General features: G+C 69.4%; 19 protein-coding genes and 1 pseudogene. 11 read left to right on the top strand and 9 right to left on the bottom strand.

Annotated features, from left to right (window positions below; translation table 11 throughout):
* Positions 1–167 precede the first annotated feature (167 nt).
* Complete coding sequence (locus WS78_RS05725) at positions 168–1178, top strand: LLM class flavin-dependent oxidoreductase (RefSeq protein WP_038751089.1); 1011 nt, start codon at positions 168–170, stop codon at positions 1176–1178.
* Between the two features lie 471 nt (positions 1179–1649).
* Here WS78_RS05725 and WS78_RS05715 read toward each other — a convergent pair whose 3' ends face one another.
* On the bottom strand, positions 1650–2876 hold the full coding sequence (locus WS78_RS05715) for an alpha/beta fold hydrolase (protein WP_394335870.1): 1227 nt from the start codon (positions 2874–2876) through the stop codon (positions 1650–1652).
* Between the two features lie 227 nt (positions 2877–3103).
* Here WS78_RS05715 and pdxY point away from each other — a divergent pair, with 227 nt between their 5' ends.
* Together pdxY and WS78_RS05705 are read left to right on the top strand one after the other, a co-directional pair.
* Complete coding sequence (pdxY, locus tag WS78_RS05710) at positions 3104–3967, top strand: pyridoxal kinase PdxY (protein ID WP_038751093.1); 864 nt, start codon at positions 3104–3106, stop codon at positions 3965–3967.
* A 648-nt stretch (positions 3968–4615) separates the two neighbouring features.
* A complete protein-coding gene (locus tag WS78_RS05705) occupies positions 4616–6718 on the top strand; it encodes a phosphocholine-specific phospholipase C (protein ID WP_059584796.1) in 2103 nt (700 codons plus the stop codon).
* Positions 6719–7059: 341 nt separating this feature from the next.
* Here WS78_RS05705 and WS78_RS35580 read toward each other — a convergent pair whose 3' ends face one another.
* On the bottom strand, positions 7060–7365 hold the full coding sequence (locus WS78_RS35580) for a 6-phosphofructokinase (RefSeq protein WP_157131147.1): 306 nt from the start codon (positions 7363–7365) through the stop codon (positions 7060–7062).
* Positions 7366–7708: 343 nt separating this feature from the next.
* Between WS78_RS35580 and WS78_RS05695 the strand changes: the two genes are divergently transcribed.
* Positions 7709–8857: a branched-chain amino acid ABC transporter substrate-binding protein gene (locus WS78_RS05695; protein ID WP_038751099.1), complete on the top strand. Its 1149-nt coding sequence runs from the start codon at positions 7709–7711 to the stop codon at positions 8855–8857.
* A gap of 98 nt (positions 8858–8955) precedes the next feature.
* Positions 8956–10128: an NAD(P)/FAD-dependent oxidoreductase gene (locus tag WS78_RS05690; RefSeq protein ID WP_059584799.1), complete on the top strand. Its 1173-nt coding sequence runs from the start codon at positions 8956–8958 to the stop codon at positions 10126–10128.
* Positions 10129–10270: 142 nt separating this feature from the next.
* Here the strand turns inward: WS78_RS05690 and WS78_RS05685 are convergent.
* The 3 genes and pseudogenes from WS78_RS05685 to WS78_RS05675 form a co-directional block, all read right to left on the bottom strand.
* Positions 10271–10737, bottom strand: a pseudogene (locus tag WS78_RS05685) (DUF2214 family protein).
* 58 nt (positions 10738–10795) lie between these two features.
* Complete coding sequence (locus WS78_RS05680) at positions 10796–11761, bottom strand: hypothetical protein (RefSeq protein ID WP_059584801.1); 966 nt, start codon at positions 11759–11761, stop codon at positions 10796–10798.
* 299 nt (positions 11762–12060) lie between these two features.
* Positions 12061–13125 (bottom strand): glycosyltransferase family 4 protein, encoded by a 1065-nt coding sequence (locus WS78_RS05675; RefSeq protein WP_038751104.1) that lies wholly within the window; start codon positions 13123–13125, stop codon positions 12061–12063.
* A 561-nt stretch (positions 13126–13686) separates the two neighbouring features.
* Here WS78_RS05675 and WS78_RS05670 point away from each other — a divergent pair.
* On the top strand, positions 13687–15555 hold the full coding sequence (locus WS78_RS05670; protein ID WP_038751106.1) for an ABC transporter ATP-binding protein: 1869 nt from the start codon (positions 13687–13689) through the stop codon (positions 15553–15555).
* Between the two features lie 430 nt (positions 15556–15985).
* On the opposite strand, the gene otsA is transcribed toward WS78_RS05670, so the two are convergent.
* Both otsA and otsB read right to left on the bottom strand, forming a co-directional pair.
* On the bottom strand, positions 15986–17362 hold the full coding sequence (otsA, locus tag WS78_RS05665; protein WP_059584803.1) for an alpha,alpha-trehalose-phosphate synthase (UDP-forming): 1377 nt from the start codon (positions 17360–17362) through the stop codon (positions 15986–15988).
* A complete protein-coding gene (gene otsB / locus WS78_RS05660) occupies positions 17359–18168 on the bottom strand; it encodes a trehalose-phosphatase (RefSeq protein ID WP_081989861.1) in 810 nt (269 codons plus the stop codon). The genes otsA and otsB overlap by 4 nt, the downstream gene beginning before the upstream one ends.
* A 417-nt stretch (positions 18169–18585) precedes the next feature.
* Between otsB and WS78_RS05650 the strand changes: the two genes are divergently transcribed.
* The 3 genes from WS78_RS05650 to WS78_RS05640 are packed head-to-tail and all read left to right on the top strand — an operon-like array spanning position 18586 to position 20595.
* Entirely contained in the window at positions 18586–19242 is a 657-nt protein-coding gene (locus WS78_RS05650) for an SCO family protein (RefSeq protein WP_059584806.1), read from the top strand.
* A gap of 26 nt (positions 19243–19268) precedes the next feature.
* Positions 19269–19712, top strand: coding sequence for a copper chaperone PCu(A)C (locus WS78_RS05645; protein WP_038751112.1), 444 nt, complete (start codon positions 19269–19271; stop codon positions 19710–19712).
* 10 nt (positions 19713–19722) lie between these two features.
* Positions 19723–20595, top strand: a complete 873-nt coding sequence (locus tag WS78_RS05640) for a cytochrome c oxidase assembly protein (RefSeq protein ID WP_059584807.1) — start codon at positions 19723–19725, stop codon at positions 20593–20595.
* A 144-nt stretch (positions 20596–20739) separates the two neighbouring features.
* Here WS78_RS05640 and WS78_RS05635 read toward each other — a convergent pair whose 3' ends face one another.
* Positions 20740–21243, bottom strand: a complete 504-nt coding sequence (locus WS78_RS05635; RefSeq protein ID WP_059584831.1) for a GNAT family N-acetyltransferase — start codon at positions 21241–21243, stop codon at positions 20740–20742.
* Between the two features lie 227 nt (positions 21244–21470).
* Positions 21471–22337 (bottom strand): pirin family protein, encoded by an 867-nt coding sequence (locus WS78_RS05630; RefSeq protein ID WP_038751118.1) that lies wholly within the window; start codon positions 22335–22337, stop codon positions 21471–21473.
* A gap of 126 nt (positions 22338–22463) precedes the next feature.
* Between WS78_RS05630 and WS78_RS05625 the strand changes: the two genes are divergently transcribed.
* Both WS78_RS05625 and WS78_RS05620 read left to right on the top strand, forming a co-directional pair.
* Positions 22464–23369, top strand: coding sequence for a LysR family transcriptional regulator (locus WS78_RS05625; RefSeq protein ID WP_059584812.1), 906 nt, complete (start codon positions 22464–22466; stop codon positions 23367–23369).
* Between the two features lie 187 nt (positions 23370–23556).
* Positions 23557–24069: a GAF domain-containing protein gene (locus WS78_RS05620; RefSeq protein WP_038751122.1), complete on the top strand. Its 513-nt coding sequence runs from the start codon at positions 23557–23559 to the stop codon at positions 24067–24069.
* Positions 24070–24572 lie beyond the last annotated feature (503 nt).

Raw genomic sequence — 24572 nt, 5'->3', positions numbered from 1 at the left:
GCGGCTCGCCCCTGACGACGGCAGGGATATCTTTCGGCCGCCGACGCGATCCGGAGCGCTTTGGCACAATCAGCGGCAACTGTTGTGTGCACGCATCACCGGTGGGCCGCGCCGCACGCGCGTCGGCCCATGTTCCGTCCCCCTACGCCATCGGTTCCGCCGTCGCCATGATCCCGTTCTCCGTTCTCGACCTCGCGCCGATTCCCGCCGGCGCCGACGCCGCACAGGCGTTTCGCCATTCCGTCGACCTCGCCCGCCACGCCGAGCGCCTCGGCTATCGCCGCTACTGGCTCGCCGAGCACCACAACATGCCCGGCATCGCGAGCGCCGCGACCGCGGTCGTGATCGGCCACGTCGCGGGCGCGACGCAGACGATCCGCGTCGGCTCGGGCGGCGTGATGCTGCCGAACCACGCGCCGCTCGTGATCGCCGAGCAGTTCGGCACCCTCGCGTCGCTGTACCCCGGGCGCATCGATCTCGGCCTCGGGCGCGCGCCCGGCACCGATCAGACGACGGCCCGCGCGCTGCGGCGCGACCTCATCGGCAGCGCGGATGCGTTCCCGGACGACGTCGTCGAGCTGCAGCGCTACTTCGCCGCGCCCGCCCCGGGCCAGCGCGTGCGCGCGGTGCCGGGCGCCGGCCTGAACGTGCCGATCTGGCTGCTCGGCTCGAGCCTCTTCAGCGCGCAGCTCGCCGCGATGCTCGGCTTGCCGTTCGCGTTCGCGTCGCACTTCGCGCCCGACTACCTGATGCGCGCGCTCGACGTGTACCGCGCGCAGTTCCGGCCGTCCGCGGCGCTCGCGAAGCCGTATGCGATGGTCGGCGTGAACGTGTTCGCCGCCGACACCGACGACGACGCGCGGCGCCTGTTCACGTCTCTGCAGCAGCAGTTCCTGAAGCTGCGGCGCGGCACGCCCGGGCAGTTGCCGCCGCCCGTCGAGTCGCTCGATGCGCTCGGCGCGACCGAGCAGGAGCTCGCGAGCGTCGCGCAGGCGCTGTCGTTCGCGGCGGTCGGTTCGCGCGATACGGTGCGCGAGCGGCTGCGCCGGCTGATCGCGCAGACGGGCGCGGACGAGTTGATCGTCGCCGCGCAGATCTACGATCACGGCGCGCGGGTGCGCTCGTACGAGATCGCCGCGCAGGTGCGCGACGCGCTTCGCGACGAGGTCGCGGGTTGATGGGGAGGCGCGGCGGCGCGATGTCGATGTCGATGTCGATGTCGATGTCGATGTCGATGTCGATGGCGATGTCGATGGCGATGGCGATGGCAGCGGTGGCGGTGGCGGTGGCGGTATAGATCTAGATGCGATATCAGCGCCGGCGTCGGCGTCGTCATCGGTAACGTCGCCGCTGACGCAGATGCCGCTATTGCTGCGGATCTTGCTCCGGCTACGCCCACGGATGCGGATGCGGATGCGGATGCGGATGCGGATGCGGATGCGGATGCGGATGCGGATGCGGATGCGGATGCGGATGCGGCAACGACGATACATCTGTCGGCAACGCGCGTATCTTCGTGCACGAAAGTGCCAACAAAGCGGCCGACGAACGACCGCCGAATCCGCCGCGAACGCGAACAGGACGAGCCACGCGCGCCCCCCGGTCCGCCGTCCGCCCCGCCCTGCCACGCCGCCTTCCGGCGGTCGCGCCTATTCGCTTGGCGCGCGCGCCGCGTGCGCGGGCCTCGCGTCCGCGAGCCCGTCGAGCAGCGCCTTGTGGAAAGTCGCCGGGTCCTGGATCTGCGGCGCGTGGCCGAGCGCCGGAAATTCGTAGAGCACCGCGCCCGGAATCGCCGCCTGCGCGCGCTTCGCGAGCGCCGGATAATGGCCGAGCCTCGCGTGCACGTCGGGCGGCGCGACGTCCTTGCCGATCGCGGTCGTGTCCTTGTCGCCGATGAGGAGCAGCGTCGGCACCGTGATCGCGCCGAATTCGTAGACGACCGGCTGCGTGAGGATCATGTCGTAGACGAGCGCCGAGTTCCACGCGACGGCGTCGCGCCCCGGCCCGCGATACATGCCAGCAAGCATCTGCACCCAGCGCTCGTAGGCGGGCGACCACCCGCCCGCGTAGTACGTGCGCTGCTCGTAGCGGCGAATGCCGTCCGCGGTCGTTTTCAGCTCGCGCGCGTACCAGTAGTCGACTGACAGCGGCGGCACGCCGAGCGCCTTCCAGTCCTCGAGGCCGATCGGGTTGACGAGCACGAGCTGCTGCGTGTCCTTCGGGTACATCAGCGCGTAGCGCACCGCGAGCATGCCGCCCGTCGAGTGACCGACGATCGTCGCCTCCTTCACGCCGATCGATTCGAGCAACGCGTGCGTGTTGTGCGCGAGCTGCTGGAAGCTGTACTGATAGCGCGCGGGTTTCGTCGACTTGCAAAAGCCGATCTGGTCGGGCGCGACGACGCGGTAGCCCGCCTTCGCGAGCACGTCGATCGTCTGCTCCCAGGTGCCCGCGCAGAAGTTCTTCCCGTGCAGCAGCACGACGGTGCGGCCATTCGGGCGCCTGGGGAGCACGTCGAGGTACGCCATCTGCAGCGTTTCGCGCTGCGACGTGAACGCGTAGCGATGCACCGGATACGCATACGCGAAGCCCTCGAGCTCCGCGCCGTACGCCGGGCCGTCGCCCTTCGCGCGCGCGGCGGCGCTCGCCGGCGCGGCGACGGCGGACGCCGCGCCGGCTTGCGGCGTAGCCGAGGTCGCGGCCGAGGTCGTGGCCGATGCGGCGCCCGAAGCCGTGGCCAAAGCAGCGCCCGGGACGACGCCCGCAACGGCCGCCGACGGCGCGGATGCGCGTGCCGACGGCGCGCCCGCGACGACCGGCGTGCTTGCGCACGCCGGCGCTTGCGGCATCGCCGTCACCGCGGCGGCCGCGGACATCGCGGCGAGCCGCGCGAACCGCATTATGCGAATCTGGAACATCATCGAAGCCGAGAAGAGAGAAGGAAACGGCCGGCCGGACATTCGCGCGGGCCGCACGCAATTTTACTTTCGACGGGCTGACGACACCCTCGTTACTGTATTACCAGATGTTTCCGCGAATGCGGAAAAGTCATGTATCGTTCGACGTAGTCCGACGAGCCCGCCGCGCGCAGGCACACTCGATCATGAAAAACGTCCTCAGCATTCAGTCGCACGTCATCTACGGCCATGCGGGCAACAGCGCCGCGGTGTTTCCGATGCAACGGCTCGGCGTCAACGTGTGGCCGCTCAACACCGTGCAGTTGTCGAACCACATGCAGTACGGTCATTGGGCGGGCAGCGCGATCGACGCGGCGAAGATGGAGCAGCTCGTCGACGGCATCGCGGCGATCGGCGCGCTCAAGCGCTGCGACGCGGTCCTCTCGGGCTTCCTCGGCTCGCCCGCGCAGGCGCGCGCGGCCGTCGAGATCGTGCGCACCGTGAAGGCGACGAACCCGAATGCGTGGTACTTCTGCGATCCCGCGATGGGCCAGACGGGCGGCATCCGCCCGGAGCCCGGCGTCGAGGAGTTCATCGTCGCCGAGTTGCCCGAGCTCGCGGACGGCATGGCGCCCAATCACGGCGAACTGCAGAAGCTCGCCGGAAAGCGCGTCGAGACGGTCGCGGAGGCGGTCGACGCGTGCCGCTCGATCATTCGCCGCGGCCCGCAGGTGATCCTCGTCAAGCATCTGCACGACCGCAACAGCCCTGCCGACCGTTTCAACATGCTCGTCGTCACCGAAACCGAAGCGTGGATCGGCCAGCGCCCGCTGTATGCGTTTCCGCGGCATCCGGTCGGCGTCGGCGACCTGACGAGCGCGGTCTTCGTCGCGCGGCGGCTGCGCGGCGACAGCGTGCGCGCCGCGTTCGAGCACACGCTCGCCGCCGTGCATGCGGTCGTGAAGGCGACCTACGACGCGCGGCGCTACGAGCTCGAGCTCGTCGCCGCGCAGGACGAAATCGCGCAGCCGAGCGAGTGGTTCGGCGCCTGGGTCACGGGCGCGGATTGATGCGGCGCGCGCACCCGTCCGCGTGTTGACCCGCACGCTCCGTCGCGCGCTTTTGCACCGGACGCCGCCGCGTGGGGGGTTCTCGCCGCTCTCGCTGTCCTCGCTGTCCTCGCTGTCCTCGCTGTCCTCGCTGTCTCCGCCGTCTCTGCCGTCTCTGCCGTCTCCGCTGTCTCCGCCGTCTCCGCTGTCTCCGCTGTCTCCGCTGTCTCCGCTGTCTCCGCTGTCTCCGCTGTCTCCGCTGTCTCCGCCGTCTCCGCCGTCTCCGCTGTCGCAGTTGCCGTCGCCTTCACCCTCAACCTCACCGCAACCACCTTCCTCGCGGCCACCGCTGCAATCGGCGCGCGCGCCTTCGTCGAGACGTCGGCCGCGCGCGTCGCGGGCCCGCTCGCGCCACACGACGAAATCTCGCCGGCCCCCCTGCGCCCGTCTCGCCGCGCCGGCGAGCGCCGTCGCGCTCGCGCGCGCGACACGGCATCCGCATGCGCACCGGCGCACGTTCATCCGGATGACACCGTTTCCCCGATATCCTCCCGGCGGCGTTGCGCGGCGGCGCTGCCGCGCAAGACGGCATCACGCATCGCGACCAACTCCCCTTCGGCCGCTGCCGCTCCGGCGGTCTCGCCCCACTCCAGACAAGGAAGCGACAACATGACCAATCAGAATCGCCGCGACTTTCTGCGCCTCGCCGCCGGCACGGCGGGCGCCGCCGCCTTGCAGCTCTTTCCGCCCGTGATCCGCGAAGCGCTCGCGATTCCCGCGAACCGCCGCACCGGCACGATCCGCGACATCGAGCACATCGTGATCCTGATGCAGGAAAACCGCTCGTTCGACCATTACTTCGGCAAGCTGCGCGGCGTGCGCGGCTTCGGCGATCCGCGCCCGCTCGTGATGCAGAACGGCAAGTCGGTGTTCCATCAACCGGTGCTCCTCGGCCCGGCCGAGCTGCCGCCGTTCCATCCGGACGCGTCGAATCTCGGCATGCAGTTCCTGCAGGATCTGCCGCACGGCTGGCAGGACATGCACGGCGCCTGGAACAAGGGCCGCTACGACCGCTGGATCGCGAACAAGGGGACGACGACGATGGCGTACCTCGAGCGCGACGACATCCCGTTCCACTACCAGCTCGCCGACGCGTTCACGATCTGCGACGCGTACCACTGCTCGATCCCGAGCTCGACCGATCCGAACCGCTACTACATGTGGACCGGCTACGTCGGCAACGACGGCGCGGGCGGCGGCCCCGTGCTCGGCAACGAGGAGAAAGGCTACGGCTGGAGCACGTATCCGGAGACGCTCGAGCAGGCGGGCGTGTCGTGGAAAATCTATCAGGACGTCGGCACGGGCCTCGACGCGGCGGGCTCGTGGGGCTGGACGCAGAATCCGTACATCGGCAACTACGGCGACAACTCGCTCCTCTACTTCAACCAGTACCGCAACGCGCAGCCGGGCACGCCGCTGTACGACAAGGCCCGCACGGGCACCAACGTCAGCGCGGGCGGCACCCTCTTCGACGTGCTGCAGCAGGACGTGAAGAACGGCACGCTGCCGCAGGTGTCGTGGATCTGCGCGCCGGAAGCGTATTCCGAACACCCGAACTGGCCGGCGAACTACGGCGCATGGTACGTCGAGCAGGTGCTGAAGGCGCTGACGTCGAATCCGGACGTGTGGAGCAAGACCGCGCTCTTCATCACGTACGACGAAAACGACGGCTTCTTCGATCACGTCGCGCCGCCGTTCGCGCCGCAATCGCGCGACAACGGGCTGTCGACGGTGTCGGCGGCGGGCGAGATCTTCCCGGGCGACGCGACGCACATGGCCGGGCCGTACGGGCTCGGGCCGCGCGTGCCGATGCTCGTCGTGTCGCCGTGGACGAAGGGCGGCTGGGTCTGCTCGCAGACGTTCGATCACACGTCGCTGCTGCAATTCGTCGAGGCGCGCTTCAACGATCGCTATTCGGTGCGCGCGCCGAACGTGACGCCGTGGCGCCGCACGGTGTGCGGCGACCTCACGTCCGCGTTCAACTTCGCGAGCCCCGACGACAGCTGGCCGCAGTTGCCCGACACGAGCGCCTACGCGCCGCCCGATCGCAATCGCCATCCGAGCTACGTGCCGGTGCCGCCCGTCGCGCAATCGATGCCGAAACAGGAAGCGGGCCTGCGCGCCGCGCGCGCGCTGCCGTACGAGCTCTTCGTGCTCGGCCGCATCGACAAGTCGACCGGCAAGTTCAAGCTGACCTTCGCGAACACGGGCCGCGCGGGCGCGTCGTTCCAGGTGACGGCCGGCAATCGCCCCGACGGCCCGTGGGCGTACACGGTCGACGCGCACAAGCGCCTGTCCGATGAGTGGAGCACGGCGCTCACGCTGAGCATCTACGACCTGACCGTCTACGGCCCGAACGGCTTCCTGTGCCAGTTCCGCGGCTCGACCGCCGCGGCGCTCGGCCTCGCCGCGAACCCGGAAGTGATCTACGGCTACGACGTCGCGAACGGCAACGTCACGCTGCGCCTGTCGAACCGCGGCCGCGCGACGGTGCGGCTCACGGTGACGAACGCGTACGGCAACGACAGCCCGCGCGTCTACGAGCTCAAGCCCGGCCAGCGGATCAACGACTACTGGGATCTGCGCGACAGCCACAGCTGGTACGACCTCACCGTCTCCGACGGCGCGCCGAACGGCTTCCTGCGCCGCTTCGCGGGGCACGTCGAGACGGGCCGGCCGAGCACGAGCGATCCGCTGATCGCGACGGTCTGAGCGTCGACGCGCACGCTCGCGCGCGCCGCTTCGGCGGTGCGCGCGGCGAGCGCAACGCGCGCCGGCGATCGCGCCGTTGCGCGACGGGCGCTCGCACGGCGGCGTGATCGCGCGGCGGCGGCCGAACGGTTACGAGAAACACGGGGCGCGACGCGCGCGGCACGGCGCGTCGCACCTGATTGCGTTGCGTTGCGTTGCGTCGCGTCGCGTTGGGTTGCGTTGCGTGACGACCGATCGGTTGCGCGCAGGCGAACCGTCGCACGAAATCGGAATCGCATCGAGCGGCGAGAACGGTGGGCCGTACCTTCTTCGTCGACGGCGCGCACTCGCTGCATCCGCGATCACATCGGTTTCCGCTTGCCGCACTTCCGCTCCCGTCTTTCTGTTTCTCTCGCCTTCCGTTTTCCGCTCTCTGCGTGCTGCTCATCGTTCGCCGTTCGCCGTTCGCCGTTTGCCGTTCGCCGTTTGCCGTTTGCCGTTTGCCGTTTGCCGTTTGCCGTTTGCCGTTTGCCGTTTGCCGTTTGCCGTTTGCCGTTTGCCGTTTGCCGTTTGCCGTTTGCCGTTTGCCGTTTGCCGTTTGCCGTTTGCCGTTTGCCGGCATCGAGCATCGCCCCGTTTGCGCGAAGCGCAACCTGCGAGCGGCCCATCCGCCGTTCTTTCGATCACCCTCCCCTCCGCCCGCTCACGGCCGCCGGGCGCCGCCTTCTGCCGCAATGCGCCGCTCACCCGCACGCACGCAAGCGCGGCGCCAATCGCCAACAGTCTGCAGAATCGAGGCCGCCCCGCCATTTCCCACCCTCGCCCGCCGTCGCGCGGCTATGCGCAAATCCGCATCCGATGCGCCGCAAATCGACAAGACTCGCCCAATTTGGCCTTCTATAAATCGGAAAGCCAGCTTCGCCGCGCCGAGCCGACCCGCCGGCCGCGACGCGGGCTTCGTGCATCCGCGCCACTCGCGTCCCGTTCGCGCATCGCCTACAAGGAAAGAACATGAGACTCCGCTCGCCCCTGTCCTCCCTCGCCCTCGCCGCCGCGCTCGCGTGCGGCGCAACCGGCGCCGCGCGCGCCGCCGACGACACGCCCGTCAAGATCGGTTTCGCCGCGCCGCTCACGGGCGTCAACGCGGGCTACGGCAAGGATCTGCAAAACGGCGTGCAGCTCGCGATCGACGACGCCCGCGCGCAGAAGATCAAGATCGCCGGCAAGCCCGCGCGCTTCGAGCTCGTCGTCGAGGACGATCAGGCCGATCCGCGGATCGGCGTGCAGGCCGCGCAGAGCCTCGTCGACAAGAAGGTGTCGGTCGTCGTCGGCCACTTCAATTCGGGCACGACGATTCCCGCATCGGTCGTCTACGACAAGGCGGGCGTCCCCGTCATCGATCCGGCCGCGACGAATCCCGTCATCACGTCGCGCGGGCTCGCGAACGTGTTCATGGTGATCGCGACCGACGGCCAGAACGCGGGCAACGCGGGCCGCTACGCGATCGACGTGTCGAAGGCCAAGCGGATCGCGATCGTCGACGACCGCACCGCGTTCGGCCAGGGCGAAGCCGACGAATTCGACAAGGCGGTGAAGGCCGCAGGCGGCGCGATCGTCGCGCGCGAATACACGAGCAACCAGGCAGTCGACTTCCGCGCGCAGATCACCAGCCTCAAGAGCAAGAACGTCGATCTGATCTTCTTCGGCGGCCTCGATTCGCTCGCGGCGAATTTCATCAAGCAGATGAAGCAGCTCGGCCTCGCCGCGCAATTCGTCGGCGGCGGCGGCGTGAAGGACGCCGAATTCATCAAGATCGCGGGCCCGGCGGCCGAAGGCGCGATGGCGTGGGAATACGGCCGGCCGCTCGACCAGCTGCCGCAGGGCAAGGATTTCGAGGCGCGCTTCAAGAAGCGCTTCGGCGTCGACGTGCTGTCGTACGCGCAATTCGGCTACGACGCGACGTGGGCCGCGATCAGGGCGATGCAGGCGGCGGGCTCGACCGAGCCGGGCGCGTATCAGCCCGCGCTGAAGAAGATCGACTTCGAGGGCATCACCGGGCGCATCGCGTTCGGCGGCGACGGATCGCTCAAGAGCGGGATGTCGACGCTCTATCAGGTGAAAAACGGCGCATGGCAGACGATCGTCACGAAGGGGGGCTGATCGGCCGCCCCTGAATTCGGCGGGCCGCACGCGACGCGCTGCACGCGCGCGGCCTTTTTCCCGACCGGCGCGCATCGCGCCTTTGCCTTGGAGTTTCGATGCATTCGAATGTCGTCATCGTCGGCGGCGGCGTCATCGGCAGCGCGACCGCCTATTTCCTGCGCACGCTCGATCCGGGCATCTCCGTGACCGTGATCGAGCGCGATCCAACGTATGCGCGCGCGTCGTCCGCGCTGTCCGCGGCGTCGATCCGCCAGCAGTTCTCGACGCCGCTGTCGATCCGGATGTCGCTCTTCGGAATCGAATTCCTGCGCTCGCTCGGCGAGCGGCTCGCGGTGGACGGCGAGCGCCCATCGATCGATCTGCACGAAGGCGGCTACCTGTTTCTCGCGACGCCCGCGGGCGACGCGACGCTGCGCGAGAACCACGCGCTGCAGACGTCGCTCGGCGCGCAAATCCGCTATCTGCCGCGCGACGCGCTCGCCGCGACGTTTCCATGGCTGCACGCCGACGATCTCGCCGCCGGCTGCTACGGCGAGCGCGGCGAAGGATGGTTCGACGGCTACGGGCTCGTGCAGGCGCTGCGCCGGAAGGCGCGCGCGCTCGGCGCGCAATACGTGAGAGCCGACGTGACGGGCGCGCGCGTCGACGGGCGGCGCGTCACGCAATTGCTGACGGCCGACGGCCGCGCGTTCGACTGCGACGCGATGGTCAACGCGGCCGGCCCGTGGGCGCGCTCGATCGCGGCGCTCGTCGGCGTCGACCTGCCCGTTCACGCGCGCCGCCGCAGCATCTTCAACGTGACGTCGCCCGCCGTGCTGCCGCGCTGCCCGCTCGTCATCGATCCGAGCGGCGTCTATTTCCGGCCGGAAGGCGCGTCGTTCATCTGCGGCGCGGCGCCGCCGCCCGAGCGCGACTTCGACGATCTGCCGCTCGACGACGTCGACCACGCGCTCTTCGACGAGCTGATCTGGCCGACCCTCGCGCACCGCGTGCCGCAGTTCGAGGCGCTGCGGGTCGCGCGCAGCTGGTCCGGCTATTACGAGTACAACGTGCTCGACCAGAACGCGATCATCGGGCCGCATCCGGACGTCGACAACTGCATCTTCGCGAACGGCTTCTCGGGGCACGGGCTGCAGCAGGGGCCGGCGACGGGGCGCGGCGTCGCGGAGCTGATCGCGCTCGGACGGTACGATTCGCTCGATTTGTCGCCGCTCGGCTTCGAGCGCGTGCTGGAAGGCCGGCCGATCGTCGAGAAGAACGTCGTTTGACGGAAGACGCGCCCGAGGCGCCGCGCGCGCGACGCATGCGCAAGCCGCGAACGAGCTCGGCGGCGATGCGTGCCGCGATGCAGCGGCGCCCGCGCCCTCATTTGCGCAGGCACACACCCCCCCATGCGTCGCCTGCGGCGCGTCAGAATCCGACGCCGCGCGCCATCCCGGCCGCCGCGAACACGATCACGACGACGAGCATCGCCTGCACGTGACCGATCCGCGCGTACGCGGGCGCGCGCGCGAGATCCGGCAGCATCCCGCGCCGCGCGGTCACGCGCCAGCGGATGAGGCCCGTCATCGGAATCAGTTCGAGCACGAGGATCAGCGCGAGCGCGCCCATTTTCAGATGAAAGAGCGGCGCGTGCAGATAGTATTCGCCGCCCTTCTCGAAGCCGCCGAACGCGCGGACGATGCCCGTCGTGATCAGCACGAGCGCGGACACGCCCCAGATCGCGTCGGCTCTGAACACGTCGGGCAAATCGGCGGACTGCCGCGACGCGGCGACGCGGCGACGCGCTTGAGCGCACGGCTGCGCGCGGCGATCGACGCGAGCGCGAAACCGAATGCGAGCAAATGGACGGCGGCGAGCAACCATCGAACGGTCAGCATCGGTCCTCCTTGTGTCGGCCAGGCGGACGCGGCGGCGCGAGCCGGCCCGCCGGCGTCACGCGACCTGCTTGAGCGATGCGTCAAGCGCACGCGCCGCGACGCGGTCTCCTTCCGTCGCGAGCGGCGTGCGCATCACGATCTGGCGGTTATGGCCGACTGCGGCGGGCGAATCCCACAGCAGCTCGAGCTTCGGCCGCGCGAACCGTCCGCCCGTGGGCGGCGCGGGCCGCGCCGACGACGGCGTTTTCGTCGACGCAGGCGGCGCGGCGGGCGCGGCGGCCCCCGGCTGCGCGGCGAGATCCGGTTGCGCGGCGGCGACCGGGGCGTCACTGCCCGGAACGGCGGCCGGCGCATCGATCACCGGCACATCGGCGCCCGGCGCATCGGCGCCCGCCACGGCGGAACAAGACGCAGCGGACGGCTGCGGCTCGGCCCCGTTCGGCCAGCGGACCGACAGCTCGCGCGCGTCGTATTGCCCGACCTTGCGGCTTTCCATCCAGACGACGACGGTGCGCGTGAGCGTATCGAGCGAGATCGCGTAGCGGCCGATCGCATAGCGGCGCGCGGCGACGTTGGTGCGCCACAGCGCGCGCGGCCGGCACATCCAGACGACGGCCGCATAGAGCGCGGGCGCGGCGAGCAGCCAGCCGTTGCTGAGCGTCAGCGCATGCAGCGCGCGGCGCCAGCCGGCCGCCCACGTGAACACGCCGACCGACCACACGGCAAACAGGAAGCCGAGCAGCGCGAAGAAGCGCAGCGCCTGGCGCAGCCACTGCGGAAGCGGATGGAACGGGCGCTCGGCGCGCGCCTGCGCGCCCGGGAGCACCAGCAGCAGGAACATGAGGACGACGTTGATGCACGCCCACGGCGACGACGCCATCGCCGACAGCGACGCGCGATAGCCCATCAGCGACATCGAGAAGAGCCAGCGGGCGAGCAACACGAGACCGATGGCTCGCAACGCGAAAATGACGCCCGAGCCGGGAGCCGGATTCGCACGCGTGGGTTTCGTTCTCGCCAAAACGCTCTCCTCTTGACGGCCTTGCCGGGGCCCGATTTTACGGCACGGCCATTATAGGGACATTACTAGGTCGACTGATGCCCGTGCGCCGCAAATCGCCGGATTGCGTCGTTTCCGGACACAGTGGCGCGGCGTGAATACAACAGATGGCGCGCGCGGTGCGCCCCCCGGGCCGGCCGGAAAACCGGCCCCGAATGCAAAATGCCCCGCCCGGTCGACCCGGGCGGGGCATCGATCAAACTTCCGGCGCTCGACGGCGCTGCGCCGCGCAACGTCGCGCGCGGCGCACATGAAGCGCGTCAGCCCGCGTTGACTTCGCGCAGCACCGTGCGGCGCTTCTGGCGCAGCAACTCTTCGTAGCCCTTCACGTAGTTCCGCGCCATCACCTTCGACGTGAAGCGCGCGTCGAACGCGGCGCGCACGCGCTCGCGCGGCAGCGTGGCCAGGCGCTTGACGGCGGCGACGGCCGACAGCTCGTCTTCGACGACGAAGCCGGACACGCCGTTTTCGATCACTTCGGGCACCGAGCCGCGCTTGAACGCGATGACCGGCGTGCCGCACGCCATCGCTTCGATCATCACGAGGCCGAACGGCTCCGGCCAGTCGATCGGGAACAGCAGCGCGTGCGCGTTGCCGAGGAACTCGGCCTTCTCCGCCTCGCTGATCTCGCCGATGTATTCGACGTGCGGCAGCGAGAAGAGCGGCTTGATCTTTTCCTCGTAGTACGCGCGGTCTGCCTTGTCGAGCTTCGCCGCGATCTTGATCGGCATGCCGGCCTGCTCGGCGATGCGGATCGCCGTGTCGACGCGCTTCTCGGGCGAGATGCGGCCGAGGAACGCGAGGTAGCCCGGCTTCACGTCCGGGATCGGCTTCAGCAGGTTCTCGGGCAGGCCGTGGTAGGTCGTCTGCAGCCAGTTCGCCTGCGAAAGCGGAATGCGCTGGTTGTCGGAAATCGACACGACGGGCACGTCGCTGAACGTGTTGAAGATCGGCTGCAGTTCCGGCAGGTCGAGGCGGCCGTGCAGCGTCGTCAGATGCGGCACCGGCTGGCGCGAGAACAGCGGGAACGGGTAGTAGTCGATGTGGAAGTGCAGCACGTCGAACTCGTCCGCGCGGCGGCGCACTTCCTCGAGCAGCAGCATGTGCGGCGCCATCACGTCGCGAATCGTCGGATCGAGGCGCAGCGCCTGCGGCCACACGGCCTCGAGCTTCGCGGAGGTCTGCGAATCGCCGCTCGCGAAGAGCGTGACGTCATGCCCCATCTCGACGAGCGCCTCGGTCAGATAGGACACCACCCGTTCGGTACCGCCGTACAGTTTCGGGGGAACCGCTTCGTGCAACGGAGCGATTTGAGCGATTCGCATGCGTAACTCCTAAAAAATCGGCAAACAATAAGACAGCGGGACGATCGCCCGCCTGCCGAACGCCGCCGCGACGTCGGTTGGACGCTAGGCGAGCCGGCTCGCGACACTGAGGCTGCGTCGCCTCGCAGGCCGCACCGCACGGGCAGTTAACGTTTCAGCGGGAAATCCGTTGACAGGTTCCAGTAAAACACCTAAGGACAAACCCGAAGTCGATTATCGGGGGTCGCGATCAGTGCGGCGCACAACATTTCAAAGTCTTTACGTTGTTACAAAGACGCAACACTTTGCCAATCTTCTGACAGGAAGACCGTTTTAGAGTAGTCGCGTCTGCCCCGCTCCCTGCGGCGACAGGCCGTGCGCGCGACGGTTTTTCGTCGATCGGCGAGCGGAACACGCCACGAAGCGCAAAATTTTATCCCAAAATGAGTCGCATACCCCGGCGTTACGCAACTCGGCGGCAGCGCGACACACCGGCTTGATTACAATGCCGGCTTTCGCCTGCTTCTCGGCGCGACGTTCGGACGCGGCGTTCAACCCTCGTTTCACCCACACGCACTGATTTTGGAAGCTCTCACCCCTGCCCAGCGCAACGTCTACAACGCGAAGCTCGCGAGCTACGCCGACCGGCCGCTCGCGTTCCTGTTCCGCTACATCCGGATGCACCCTGTCGCGCACGTCATCGTGCTCGCCAGCGTGCTCGCGGCGGTCGGCTGCGCGCTCGGCTCGCAATACGCGATCAAGCACCTGATCGACGTGCTCGCGGCCGGCCGCCATCATCCGGGCCCGCTCTGGGGCGCGTTCGCGCTCCTCGTCGGCCTCATCGCCGCGGACAACCTGCTATGGCGCGTCGGCGGCTGGGTCGCCGCGCACACGTTCGTCGCGGTGACGGGCGACCTGCGCCGCGACCTGTTTCAATATCTGAGCGGCCATTCGCAGACCTACTACGCGGAGAAGCAGCCCGGCACGCTCGCGAGCCGGATCACCGCGACGTCGAACGCGATCTACACGGCCGAGAACACGATGGCGTGGAACGTGCTGCCGCCGTGCATCGCGGTGATGGGCGCGATCCTGATGATCATCGTCGTCAATCCGCTGATGGCGCTCGGCCTGCTGTCGTGCTCGGGCGTGCTCGCGATCGTGCTGTTCAAGCTCGCCAAGCGCGGCTCGGTACGCCATCACCGCTTCGCCGCGAGGGCGGCGGCCGTCGACGGCGAGCTCGTCGACGTGATCGGCAACATGGGGCTCGTGCGCGCATTCGGGATGACGCTGCGCGAGCAGAAGCGCTTCGGCGCGACCGTCAAGGCCGAAATGGACGCGCGGCAGCAGAGCCTGCTCTATCTGGAGAAGCTGCGCCTGCTGCACGCGGTGATCACCGCGATGCTGTCCGCGGGCCTCCTCGGCTGGGCGCTGTGGCTGTGGGACCAGGGCCGCGCGACATCGGGCGACATCGTGCTCGTCAGCTCGCTCGGCTTCACGATCCTGCACGGCACGCGCGACCTCGCCGTCGCGCTCGTCGACGTCACGCAGCACGTCGCGCGCCTCGCCGAAGCGGTGAAGACGCTTCTCGAGCCGCACGGCATGCCCGACCGCTCGGACGCGATTGCGCTCGCGCCGCGCGGCGGCCGCGTCGACTTCGAGCGCGTGACGTTCGCGTATCCGCACCGCCGGCCGATCCTCGACCACTTCGACCTGCACATCGAGCCCGGCCAGCGCGTCGGGCTGATCGGCAAGTCGGGCGCGGGCAAATCGACCGTGCTCGCGCTGCTGCAGCGCTTCTACGACATTCAGCAAGGCTCGATCCGGATCGACGGCCAGGACCTCGGCTCGATCACGCAGGAAAGCCTGCGCCAGTCGATCGCGCTCGTGCCGCAGGACATCTCGCTCTTTCACCGTTCGATCTACGAGAACATCGCGTACGGCCGCCCCGAGGCGACGCACGAGGAAGTGCTCGCCGCCGCGCGCGAGGCGCGCTGCACCGAGTTCATCGAGGCGATGCCGGAGGGCTTCGAGACGATCGTCGGCGATCGCGGCGTGAAGCTGTCGGGCGGCCAGCGGCAGCGGATCGCGATCGCGCGCGCGATCCTGAAGGACGCGCCGATCCTGCTGCTCGACGAGGCGACGTCGGCGCTCGACAGCGCGTCCGAGGAAGCGATCCAGGCGGCACTCGACCGGCTGATGACGGGCCGCACGGTGATCGCGATCGCGCACCGGCTGTCGACGCTGCGCAACTTCGACCGGATCATCGTGATGAGCGCGGGCAAGGTGATCGACGACGGCAGCCCCGACGCGTTGCGCGAGCGCCCGGGCCTCTATCGCGACCTGCTCGCGAAGCAGCACGGCCGGCATCTGCCCGCGCCCGCGCCGGCGCCCGCGGACGGCAACGGCGACGACGATTCGTCCGCGTCCGACGACGACGAGCGCGTCGCCTAGCGGGGTGCTCCGCGTGTGCGGCGTGTACCGCGCCGCGCGGTGGGCGTTGGGCGTTGGGCGTTGGGCGTTGGGCGTTGGGCGTTGGGCGTTGGGCGTTGGGCGGCAGTGCGGCGGTGTCGAGCCGATCGTCGCCCGGCTGCCGCCTGTACGCAATCCTCGCCCCGCCAGAAAAAAGGCCCGGCCGGCATATGCCGGCCGGGCCTTTTCGTTGCGCTCGTCGGCGACGATCGGGAAGGCGTTCGGTCGATGCGGCCTCCAAGCATTCGCGACTTTCGACTTTCGACTTTCGACGCTCGCGTCGCGAATCTCGCCGATTCCACACGATTCGACTCCGCGCGATTCGGCATTCGGCACGCATCGCCCGCATGACCGGCACGAACGCGCCGCGCCCAACCCGCGAATCCTCAGCCGCTCCCGCGAGCGCGGCGCGCTATTTCCCGAGATCGCGCAAGAAGTTGTCGCGCCACACCGACACGTTGTTCTCGCGCAGCCGCGCGAGCATGTCGGCGTGGCGCGCGCGCCGCTCGGCGAGCGGCATCGACAGCGCGCGTGACAACGCGTCGGCCATTCCGCCGATGTCGATCGGGTTGACGATCAGCGCGCCCGTGAGCTCGCACGCGGCGCCCGCGAAGCGCGACAGCACGAGCACGCCCGGATCGTCCGGGTTCTGCGCGGACACGTACTCCTTCGCGACAAGGTTCATCCCGTCGCGCAGCGGCGTCACGTAGCCCACGCGCGCGAGCCGGTACAGCGCGGCGAGCACCGGCCGCTCGTATTGCCGGTGGATGTAGAGGATCGGCGCCCAGTCGAGCTCCGCGAAGCGCCCGTTGATGCGCCCCGACTCGCCTTCGAGCTGCCGGCGGATGTCCTGGTACGCGCGCAGGTCGGCGCGCGTCGACGGCGCGATCTGCAGGAACGACACGTGGTTGCGGAACGACGTCTCGTGCTCGAGCAGCTTCTCGAACGCGCGAAAGCGCTCGACGAGCCCCTTCGAGTAATCGAGCCGGTCGACGCTCATCACGAGCTGCCGCCCGCGCAGCGACGCCGCGAGCGATTTCACCGCGCGGCCGTTCTCGCCCGCCTTCGCGAGCGCGGCGATCTCGTCCGGATAGACGCCGATCGGATAGGCGGCCGCGCGCAGCGAGCGCCCGAACGCGTCGACGCGCGCCGGATGCGCGGTGCGATCGACCGCGCCGCCCGCCTCGTATTCGACGTATTCGAAGAACGCGCGCAGATCGGTGTCGGTCTGGAAGCCGAGCAGGTCGAACGCGCACAGCGCGTCGACGAGCTCGCGATGCGGCGGCACGTTCACGAGCACCTGCGCGGCCGGAAACGGAATGTGCAGGAAGAAGCCGATCCGGTTCTTCACGCCCGCCGCGCGCAGCGCCTTCGCGAACGGGATCAGGTGATAGTCGTGCACCCAGATCACGTCGTCGTCGCGCAAGAGCGGCACGAGCTGCTGCGCGAGCCACACGTTCACGCGCGAGTAGCCTTCGAACTCGTGGCGGTCGAACTGGATCAGGTCCGCGCGGTAATGGAACGCGGGCCACAGCGTCGCGTTCGAGAAGCCCCGGTAGTACTGATCGTAATCGCGCCGCGACAGGCCGATCGTCGCGAACGTGACGGGGCCGTGCTCCTCGACGCGAATCTGCGGCGCGCCCGACGCGACGACCTCGCCGCTCCAGCCGAACCACATGCCGCCCGTTTCCTTCAACGCGTCGTAGACGCCGATCGCGAGGCCGCCCGCAGCCGGCTCCCCTTCCGAGATCGGCGCGACCCGGTTCGAGACGATGATGAGACGACTCATGCGAGCGCGCGCCCCGCGTCGATCCAGCGCGCGAGCTGCTCGCGGAACGCGGCGACCGATTCGACGCGCGCGCGCGCCGACGTGTCGCCCGCGCCGACCTTGATCGACAGCCCGCCGTTCGCGTTGACGACGGCGAAGCCCAGCTCGTCGGTCAGATCGTCGCCGGCGAACACCGGCATGCGGCCGGCGAACGGCGGCTCGTTCAGGAACGCGGCGACCGCGCGCCCCTTGTCGACGCCCTTCGGCTTGATCTCGAACACCATCTTGCCCGGCTGCAGCACGTACGCGTCCGGATAGTCGGCGACGAGCCGCTCGGCCGCCGCGCGCGCGACGCCCTCGCGCTCGGGCGCGTTGCGAAAGTGCAGCGCGAGCGCCGCGCCCTTGATCTCGAGCAGCATGCCGGGATGCCGCTCGACGACCGCCGCGAGCTCGCGCTCGATGCGCAAGAGGCGCGGATCGTCGAAGCCGATCCGCTGCGTGTCGCCGTTCGCGTCGCGCCGCTCGGCGCCGTGCAGGCCCGCCACCGGCAGATCGGGCAGGTTCAGGTACGCGTCGATGCTGCCGATGCCGCGCCCCGACACGATCGCGACCGCGCCGTGCGAGAGCCGCCGCAGTTCGTCGACGAGCGCGGGCACGTCGGGCGGCACCTGGATCGCGTCGGGCGTCGGCGCGAGGTCGACGAGCGTGCCGTCGAAGTCGAGAAAGAACGCGGTGCGGGCAAGGGGAAGGGAAAGCGGGACGGATTGCATCGATTCGCTGATGAGAATGGCTGCCGGCGGGCGCGCCCGCCGGGCGAATGTGCGCATCTTACCGCGCCTCGTGCACGATGAACAAAAGCGCGGGCCTGCGACGCGCGGCCGGCATGCGCATCGCTGCGACATTTTGCCCCGGTTCGATGCGCGGTGCGCGTTTCGAAAAGACGATCTCGATCAAATTGCGCTACAGTCGCAACCGCCGATAGAAACAGCGAGACGCCGATGCGCCGCGATCCTCGATCCTCGATCCTCGATCCTCGATCCTCGATCCGAGGAGCCGAGGAGCCGAGATCCGAGGCCCTCGCGGCCGGGCCCGACGCACGAGCCGGGACGCGGCCGCGCGCCAGAGGCGCGGCATGATCGATGCGTCCGCCATCGCGGACGACGCCATCGCGGACGACGCCTCGATCGCCCCCGAAACCGCCGCGCTTCGCCGTCGCGCAAGATTGCTTCGAACCGAATTCGCCGATGCCGCTTCCCCTTTTCGCGGCGCGCGCGCGTGCCGCCTCGCCCGCTTGCGCCCGCACAACGCGCGTGATCCGCTTCGCCGCCGCCTGCGCGGCGGCGGCCGCGCTCGCCGGCTGCTCGCCGCGCGGCGAGCCGTGGCGGCTCACGAACGTGACGAGCCATCTGCCCGACCTGACGTTCTCGCTCACGGGCGAGGACGGCAAGCCGATCGACGCGTCCGCGTTCCGCGGCCGCATCGCGCTCGTCTACTTCGGCTACACGCATTGCCCGGACGTGTGCCCCGAGACGATGGCGCGCCTGATGCAGGTGCTCGCGCTGCTCGGCCCCGACGCGCGCGGCGGCGTGCGCATCCTGTTCGTGTCGGTCGATCCGGCGCGCGACACGCCGGCCGCGATGCGCGACTATGTCGGCGCGTTCGACGCCGAGCACGCATACGGGCTCACGGGCAGCGAGCAGCAGATCGAATCGCTCGCGAAGCGCTACCGCGTCGCGTATCAGATGGAAAAGCGCGATCCGAACGGCAACTACGAGGTCACGCACAGCTCCGCCGTCTACGTGTTCGACGCGCAAGGCCGCGCGCGCCTGCTCGCCACCGACCAGGATTCCCCCGACGCGATCGCCGCCGATCTGCGCCGGATCATCGCCAACCGTTCCTGAACCGGAACTCACTTACCGACAAGCCGATGACGCTCAAACCGAAATCCCTCGCCGCGCTCGCCGCCCTCTCGCTCAGCCTGCACGCGTACGCCGCCGGCGCCGCTTCGATCAGCGCGCAGAACGCGTGGGTGCGCTGGCTGCCGAACAAGCTGCCCGCCGCCGGCTACGTGACGCTCGTCAACGCGAGCGACAAGCCGATCGATCTCGTCGACGTCGACAGCCCCGAATACGGGATGACGATGCTGCACCAGACCGTGTCGAACGGCTCGACGCAAAAGATGGAGATGGTCGACAAGCTGACGATCCCCGCGCGCGGCAAGGTCGACATCGCGCCGGGCGGCTATCACTTCATGCTCGAGGAGCCGAAGCGCGCGATCAAGCCGGGCGACACCGTGCATCTGCGCATGCAGTTCTCCGACGGCGAGAAGCTCGACGCGCCGTTCGTCGTGAAGTCGCCCGCCGCCAAGTAAGCGTCGCGCGATGAACCTGCTGTACTGGCTCGAGCCGTGGGAGCCGTCGCCCACCGTCGTGATCGCGGTGCTCGCGGCCGGCGTGCTGTTCGCGCGCGGCGCGCGCAAGGCGAAGGTGTCGACGTCGCGGCGCGTCGCGTTCTGGTTCGGACTCGCCGCGCTGTACGTCGCGCTGCACACGCGCCTCGACTACTTCTTCGAGCACGAGTTCTTCATGCACCGCGCGCAGCATCTGGTGCTGCATCACCTCGGGCCGTTCTTCATCGCGCTGTCGTATCCGGGCGCGGCGATCCGCGCCGGCGTCCCGTTCTCGTGGCGGCAGCGCTACGTGCGCCCAGCGCTCGCGCAGCCGTTCGTGCGCGCAACGCTCGACGTGCTGTTCAATCCGGTCGTCGCGGTCGTGCTGTTCGTCGGCCTGATCTATTTCTGGCTGCTCTCGCCGATCCACTTCGTCGCGATGCTCGACTGGCGGCTCTATCGCGTGATGAACTGGAGCATGGTGATCGACGGGCTGCTGTTCTGGTGGCTCGTCGTCGATCCGCGGCCCGCGCCGCCCGCGCGGCTCGCGCCGGGGCGGCGCATCCTGATGGTCGTCGCGGCGATCCCGCCGCAGATCGTGCTCGGCGCGCTGATCTTCTTCACGCCGCACGAGCTCTATCCGATCTATTCGATCTGCGGGCGCGCGTTCACGTGGCTGAGCCCGCTGCGCGACCAGCAGATCGGCGGGCTGCTGCTGTGGATTCCCGGCTCGATGATGAGCGTGATCGGCGCGCTGATCGCGCTGCGACACTGGATGCGCCTGTCCGCGCGCGGCCGGCTGTCCGACGAGCGCGCGGCGCGCGCCGAGCTCGCGCGCATCCGCGCCGCCCGCTCGACGCCCTGACGATCGCGCGTCGCGCGCCGAACCCATGCAGATCCCGCGCTTAGTCGGCGCTTAGTCGGTTCTCGATCGGTTCTCGATCGACGCTCGATCGGCACTTAATCTGCGCTTAGTCGGCGAGTTCGGCGCGGCCGCTCGCGGCGGGCCTCACGCGATCGAGCGCATCCAGACGTGCGCAATGCCGTCTTCGTCGTGCACGTCCGAGCTCGGCGCGAAGCCGAACGCGCCGTAGAACTTCTGCAAATGCGCCTGCGCGTGCAGGCTGATCGGCGTGCCGGGCCACTGCACGCGCACGCGCTCGAGCGCGGCCGCGAGCATCGCGTTGCCGAGGCCCATGCCGCGAAACGGCTGCGTCGTCAGCACGCGTCCGATCCGCACGTCCGGCTCCGCCGCGTCGGGCGGCAGCACCCGCAGGTAGCATGCGAGACGGCCCTGCGCGTCGTATGCGCCGAGGTGCCACGCGTCAAAATCCGCGTGATCGATGTCGCGGTACACGCAGTTCTGCTCGACGACGAACGCGTCGCTGCGCGCGGAGAGGATCGCGTAGATTTCCCGCGGCGTCAGCGCGTCGAACGGCTTCCAGCGCCAGTCGAGCGCGACGGGCGGCGGCGCGGCGGTGGCGGACGAAGCCGCCGTCGTGGATGTGGACATGATCGATATTCCGAATGATTGGCGGCGCTGCTGCAAAGCGCGGAACGATCGATTATGCCTCGAACGGGCGCGCGGCCGCTTCGCGAATGCAAGGCCGACGCGCGCGCCGCACGGCAGCGGCCGCGCGCCCGCGAGCTCGACGCAGGCCGGCCATTCGCGTCCGCACGCGGCCCCGCACGCACGACGCACGAAAGAAGCCCCGCTCGTCGCGGGGCCGTCTTCCTTCGCTAAGCGCTCATCTTGCCGAAGCGGCCGGCGTTGAAATCGTCGACCGCCTGACGGATCTGCGCTTCGCTGTTCATCACGAACGGACCGTAGCCGACGATCGGCTCGTCGATCGGTTCGCCGCTCAGCCACAGCAGCGTCACGTCGTTGTTCGCTTCGATTTCGACGTCGCTCCCGTCCCGCGCGAACTGCACGAACTGCGCCTCGCGCACGACTTCCTCGCCGTTCACGAGCGCCGTGCCGCGCAGCACGACGAGCGCGAGCGTGCGGCCCGCCTCGGCGCGAAACCGCGCACGGCCGCCCTGCTCGAGGCGCACGTCCCACACGTCGAGCGGCGTGTGCGTGCGCGCCGGCCCGCGGCGGCCGTCGAACTCGCCCGCGATCACCCGCACGCGCCCCGCGCCGTCGGGCAACTCGACGCTCGGGATGCTGTCGCTCAGCAGCGTCTGGTAGCCGGGCTCGGACAGCTTGTCCTTCGCGGGCAGGTTCACCCAGAGCTGCACCATCTCGAGCGTGCCGCCGTTGCGCGCGAACTGCTCCGAATGGAACTCCTCGTGCAGGATGCCGCCCGCCGCCGTCATCCACTGGACGTCGCCCGGGCCGATATGGCCGCCCGCGCCCGTCGAGTCGCGATGGTCGACTTCGCCCTGATAGACGATCGTCACCGTCTCGAACCCGCGGTGCGGATGCTGGCCGACGCCGCGCCGGCGGGCCGTCGGCTCGAAGCGCGCGGGGCCGGCGTAGTCGAGCAGCAAGAACGGGCTCAGATGCGCGCCGTGGCTGTCGTAGCTGAACAGGGACCGCGCCGGAAAGCCGTCGCCGACCCAATGCGAGCGAGGCGCGCTGTACACCCCGACGATTTGCTTCATGTTCCTCTCCTTTCGTTCCTGGCCGAAGCGATCGCTTCGATCAATGGATAGAAGATAGAATCTGAACGATACCTTCGGTAGTGCGCGAAAATCGCACTCAGCGTTCCATATGGAGAACGATGAATCATGCGGGATCTGAACGATCTCTATTACTTCGTCCAGGTCGTCGATCACGGCGGCTTCGCACCCGCCGGGCGCGCGCTCAACATGCCGAAGTCGAAGCTGAGCCGCCGGATCGCGCTGCTCGAGGAGCGGCTCGGCATGCGCCTCATTCAGCGCTCGACGCGGCGCTTCGCGGTCACGGACACCGGCCAGACCTATTACGCGCATTGCCGCGCGATGCTCGTCGAGGCGGATGCGGCCGACGAGGCGGTCGCGCTGATGCGCGCGGAGCCGCGCGGCATCGTCCGGGTGACCTGCCCCGTCGTGCTCCTCGATGCGCTCGTCGGCGACATGGTCGCGGCGTTCATGGCCGAATGTCCGCTCGTCGAGATTCATCTTGAGGAAACGAACCGGCGCGTCGATGTCGTCGGCGAAGGCATCGACGTCGCGCTGCGCGTGCGGCCGCCGCCGCTCGAGGACAGCGATCTCGTGCTGCGCGTGCTCGCGGAGCGCGGGCAATGCCTCGTCGCGAGCCCGCGGCTGCTAGAGCGCGCCGGCGCGCCGCGCGTGCCCGCCGATCTCGCCGCGCTGCCGAGCCTCGCGCTCGGTCTGCCGCAAGACGAGCACGTGTGGAATCTGCACGGTCCCGACGGCGCGCACGCGGCGATCCGTCACCGGCCGCGGCTCGTCACGCGCGGCATGCCCGCGCTGCGCGCGGCGGCCGTCGCGGGCGTCGGCGTCGTCCAGTTGCCGACGATGATGGTCCGCGACCAGCTCGCCCGCGGCGAGCTGCGGCAACTGCTGCCCGGCTGGGCGCCGCGGCGCGAGATCGTGCACGCGGTGTTCGCGTCGCGCCGCGGGCTGCTGCCGTCCGTGCGCGCGCTGCTCGACTTTCTCGCGCAGCGCTTCGCCGCGCTCGAGCCCGACTAGACGTGCGCCCGGACGCTCGGCGCGCCGCTCGATGGGCGTCCAAGCGTGCGTTCGTTCGAGCGCCTGTTCGAGCGCCCGATCGCCCCCCGTCGACGGCACGGCCACGCCGCGCGTCACGCCGAATTCCCGTAGACTGCGCAAGCCACGGCCGCGCGCGGCCGCCGTTCAATCGTCACGTCAATCGCTCATGTTCGCGCTCTCCGAAACCCTTCCGTCGTCGAAGCCCGCGCTCTACGAAACGCTCGCCGCGCAGGCGCGTGCGCTCGTCGAGACGGAAACCGACGTCGTCGCCAACGCGGCGAATTTCTCGTCGCTCGTCTACCACTCGCTCGACGGCCTCAACTGGGCTGGCTTCTATTTCTACGATGGCCGCGAGCTCGTCGTCGGGCCGTTCCAGGGCAAGCCCGCGTGCGTGCGCATCGCGCTCGGCAAAGGCGTATGCGGCACGGCCGCGCAGACGCGCAGCACGCAGGTCGTGCGCGACGTGCACGCGTTTGCCGGCCACATCGCGTGCGATTCGGCGTCGCAATCGGAGATCGTCGTGCCGCTCGTCGCGCGCGACGGCACACTGATCGGCGTATGGGACGTGGACAGCCCGCTGATCGGCCGCTTCGACGACGACGATGCGAAAGGGATGGAGGCGCTGTGCCGGGTGTTCGTCGAGCTCGCGTGGGAAAACGCGGTGCGGCGCGGCGAGTAACTCGGGTATCCCGGCGATGCCGACGCGCACGGCGGACACCATCGCCGGTGAACCGTTCGGCCCGTCTTTCGACTGCGCGCGCGGCGTCGACCGATGCATGCTGCGCCGCGCCGGCCGCGTCGGCCGCGTCGGCCGCGCCGGCCGCATACAACGACGCGACTCATTGGCTACGGGCATGGCCTTCGCACGCGGACGCCGCGGCGGCGAACTTGCCTTGCGCGAAGCTATCCGCAACGTCACGCGCGATGCGTCAGCGTGCGGCGAAGGCCGCTGCCATGTCATGCGCTTCCCGGCATCGACATGGCCTTCGTCACGGAGGATGCGGCCAATGCGTTCCTCGCGCCGCCCGAGCCTAACCGAGACTTTTTTGCATGCGCGGTATGAACCGTCTGCTGGCGGACCGCCATGCCGCGCACGCGCGTCGGCATAGCCCTCCTCACGCAGAAGGCGCGACCGACACACCCACGTCGCCCCGATCGCGGTGGCCGCGCACCGGTTGCCCA

Origin of the sequence: Burkholderia savannae (assembly GCF_001524445.2) — a bacterium.
Classification (GTDB): Bacteria; Pseudomonadota; Gammaproteobacteria; order Burkholderiales; family Burkholderiaceae; genus Burkholderia; species Burkholderia savannae.
The sequence above is the reverse complement of the archived record's forward strand: the minus strand, read 5'-3'. Positions and strand labels throughout refer to the sequence as shown.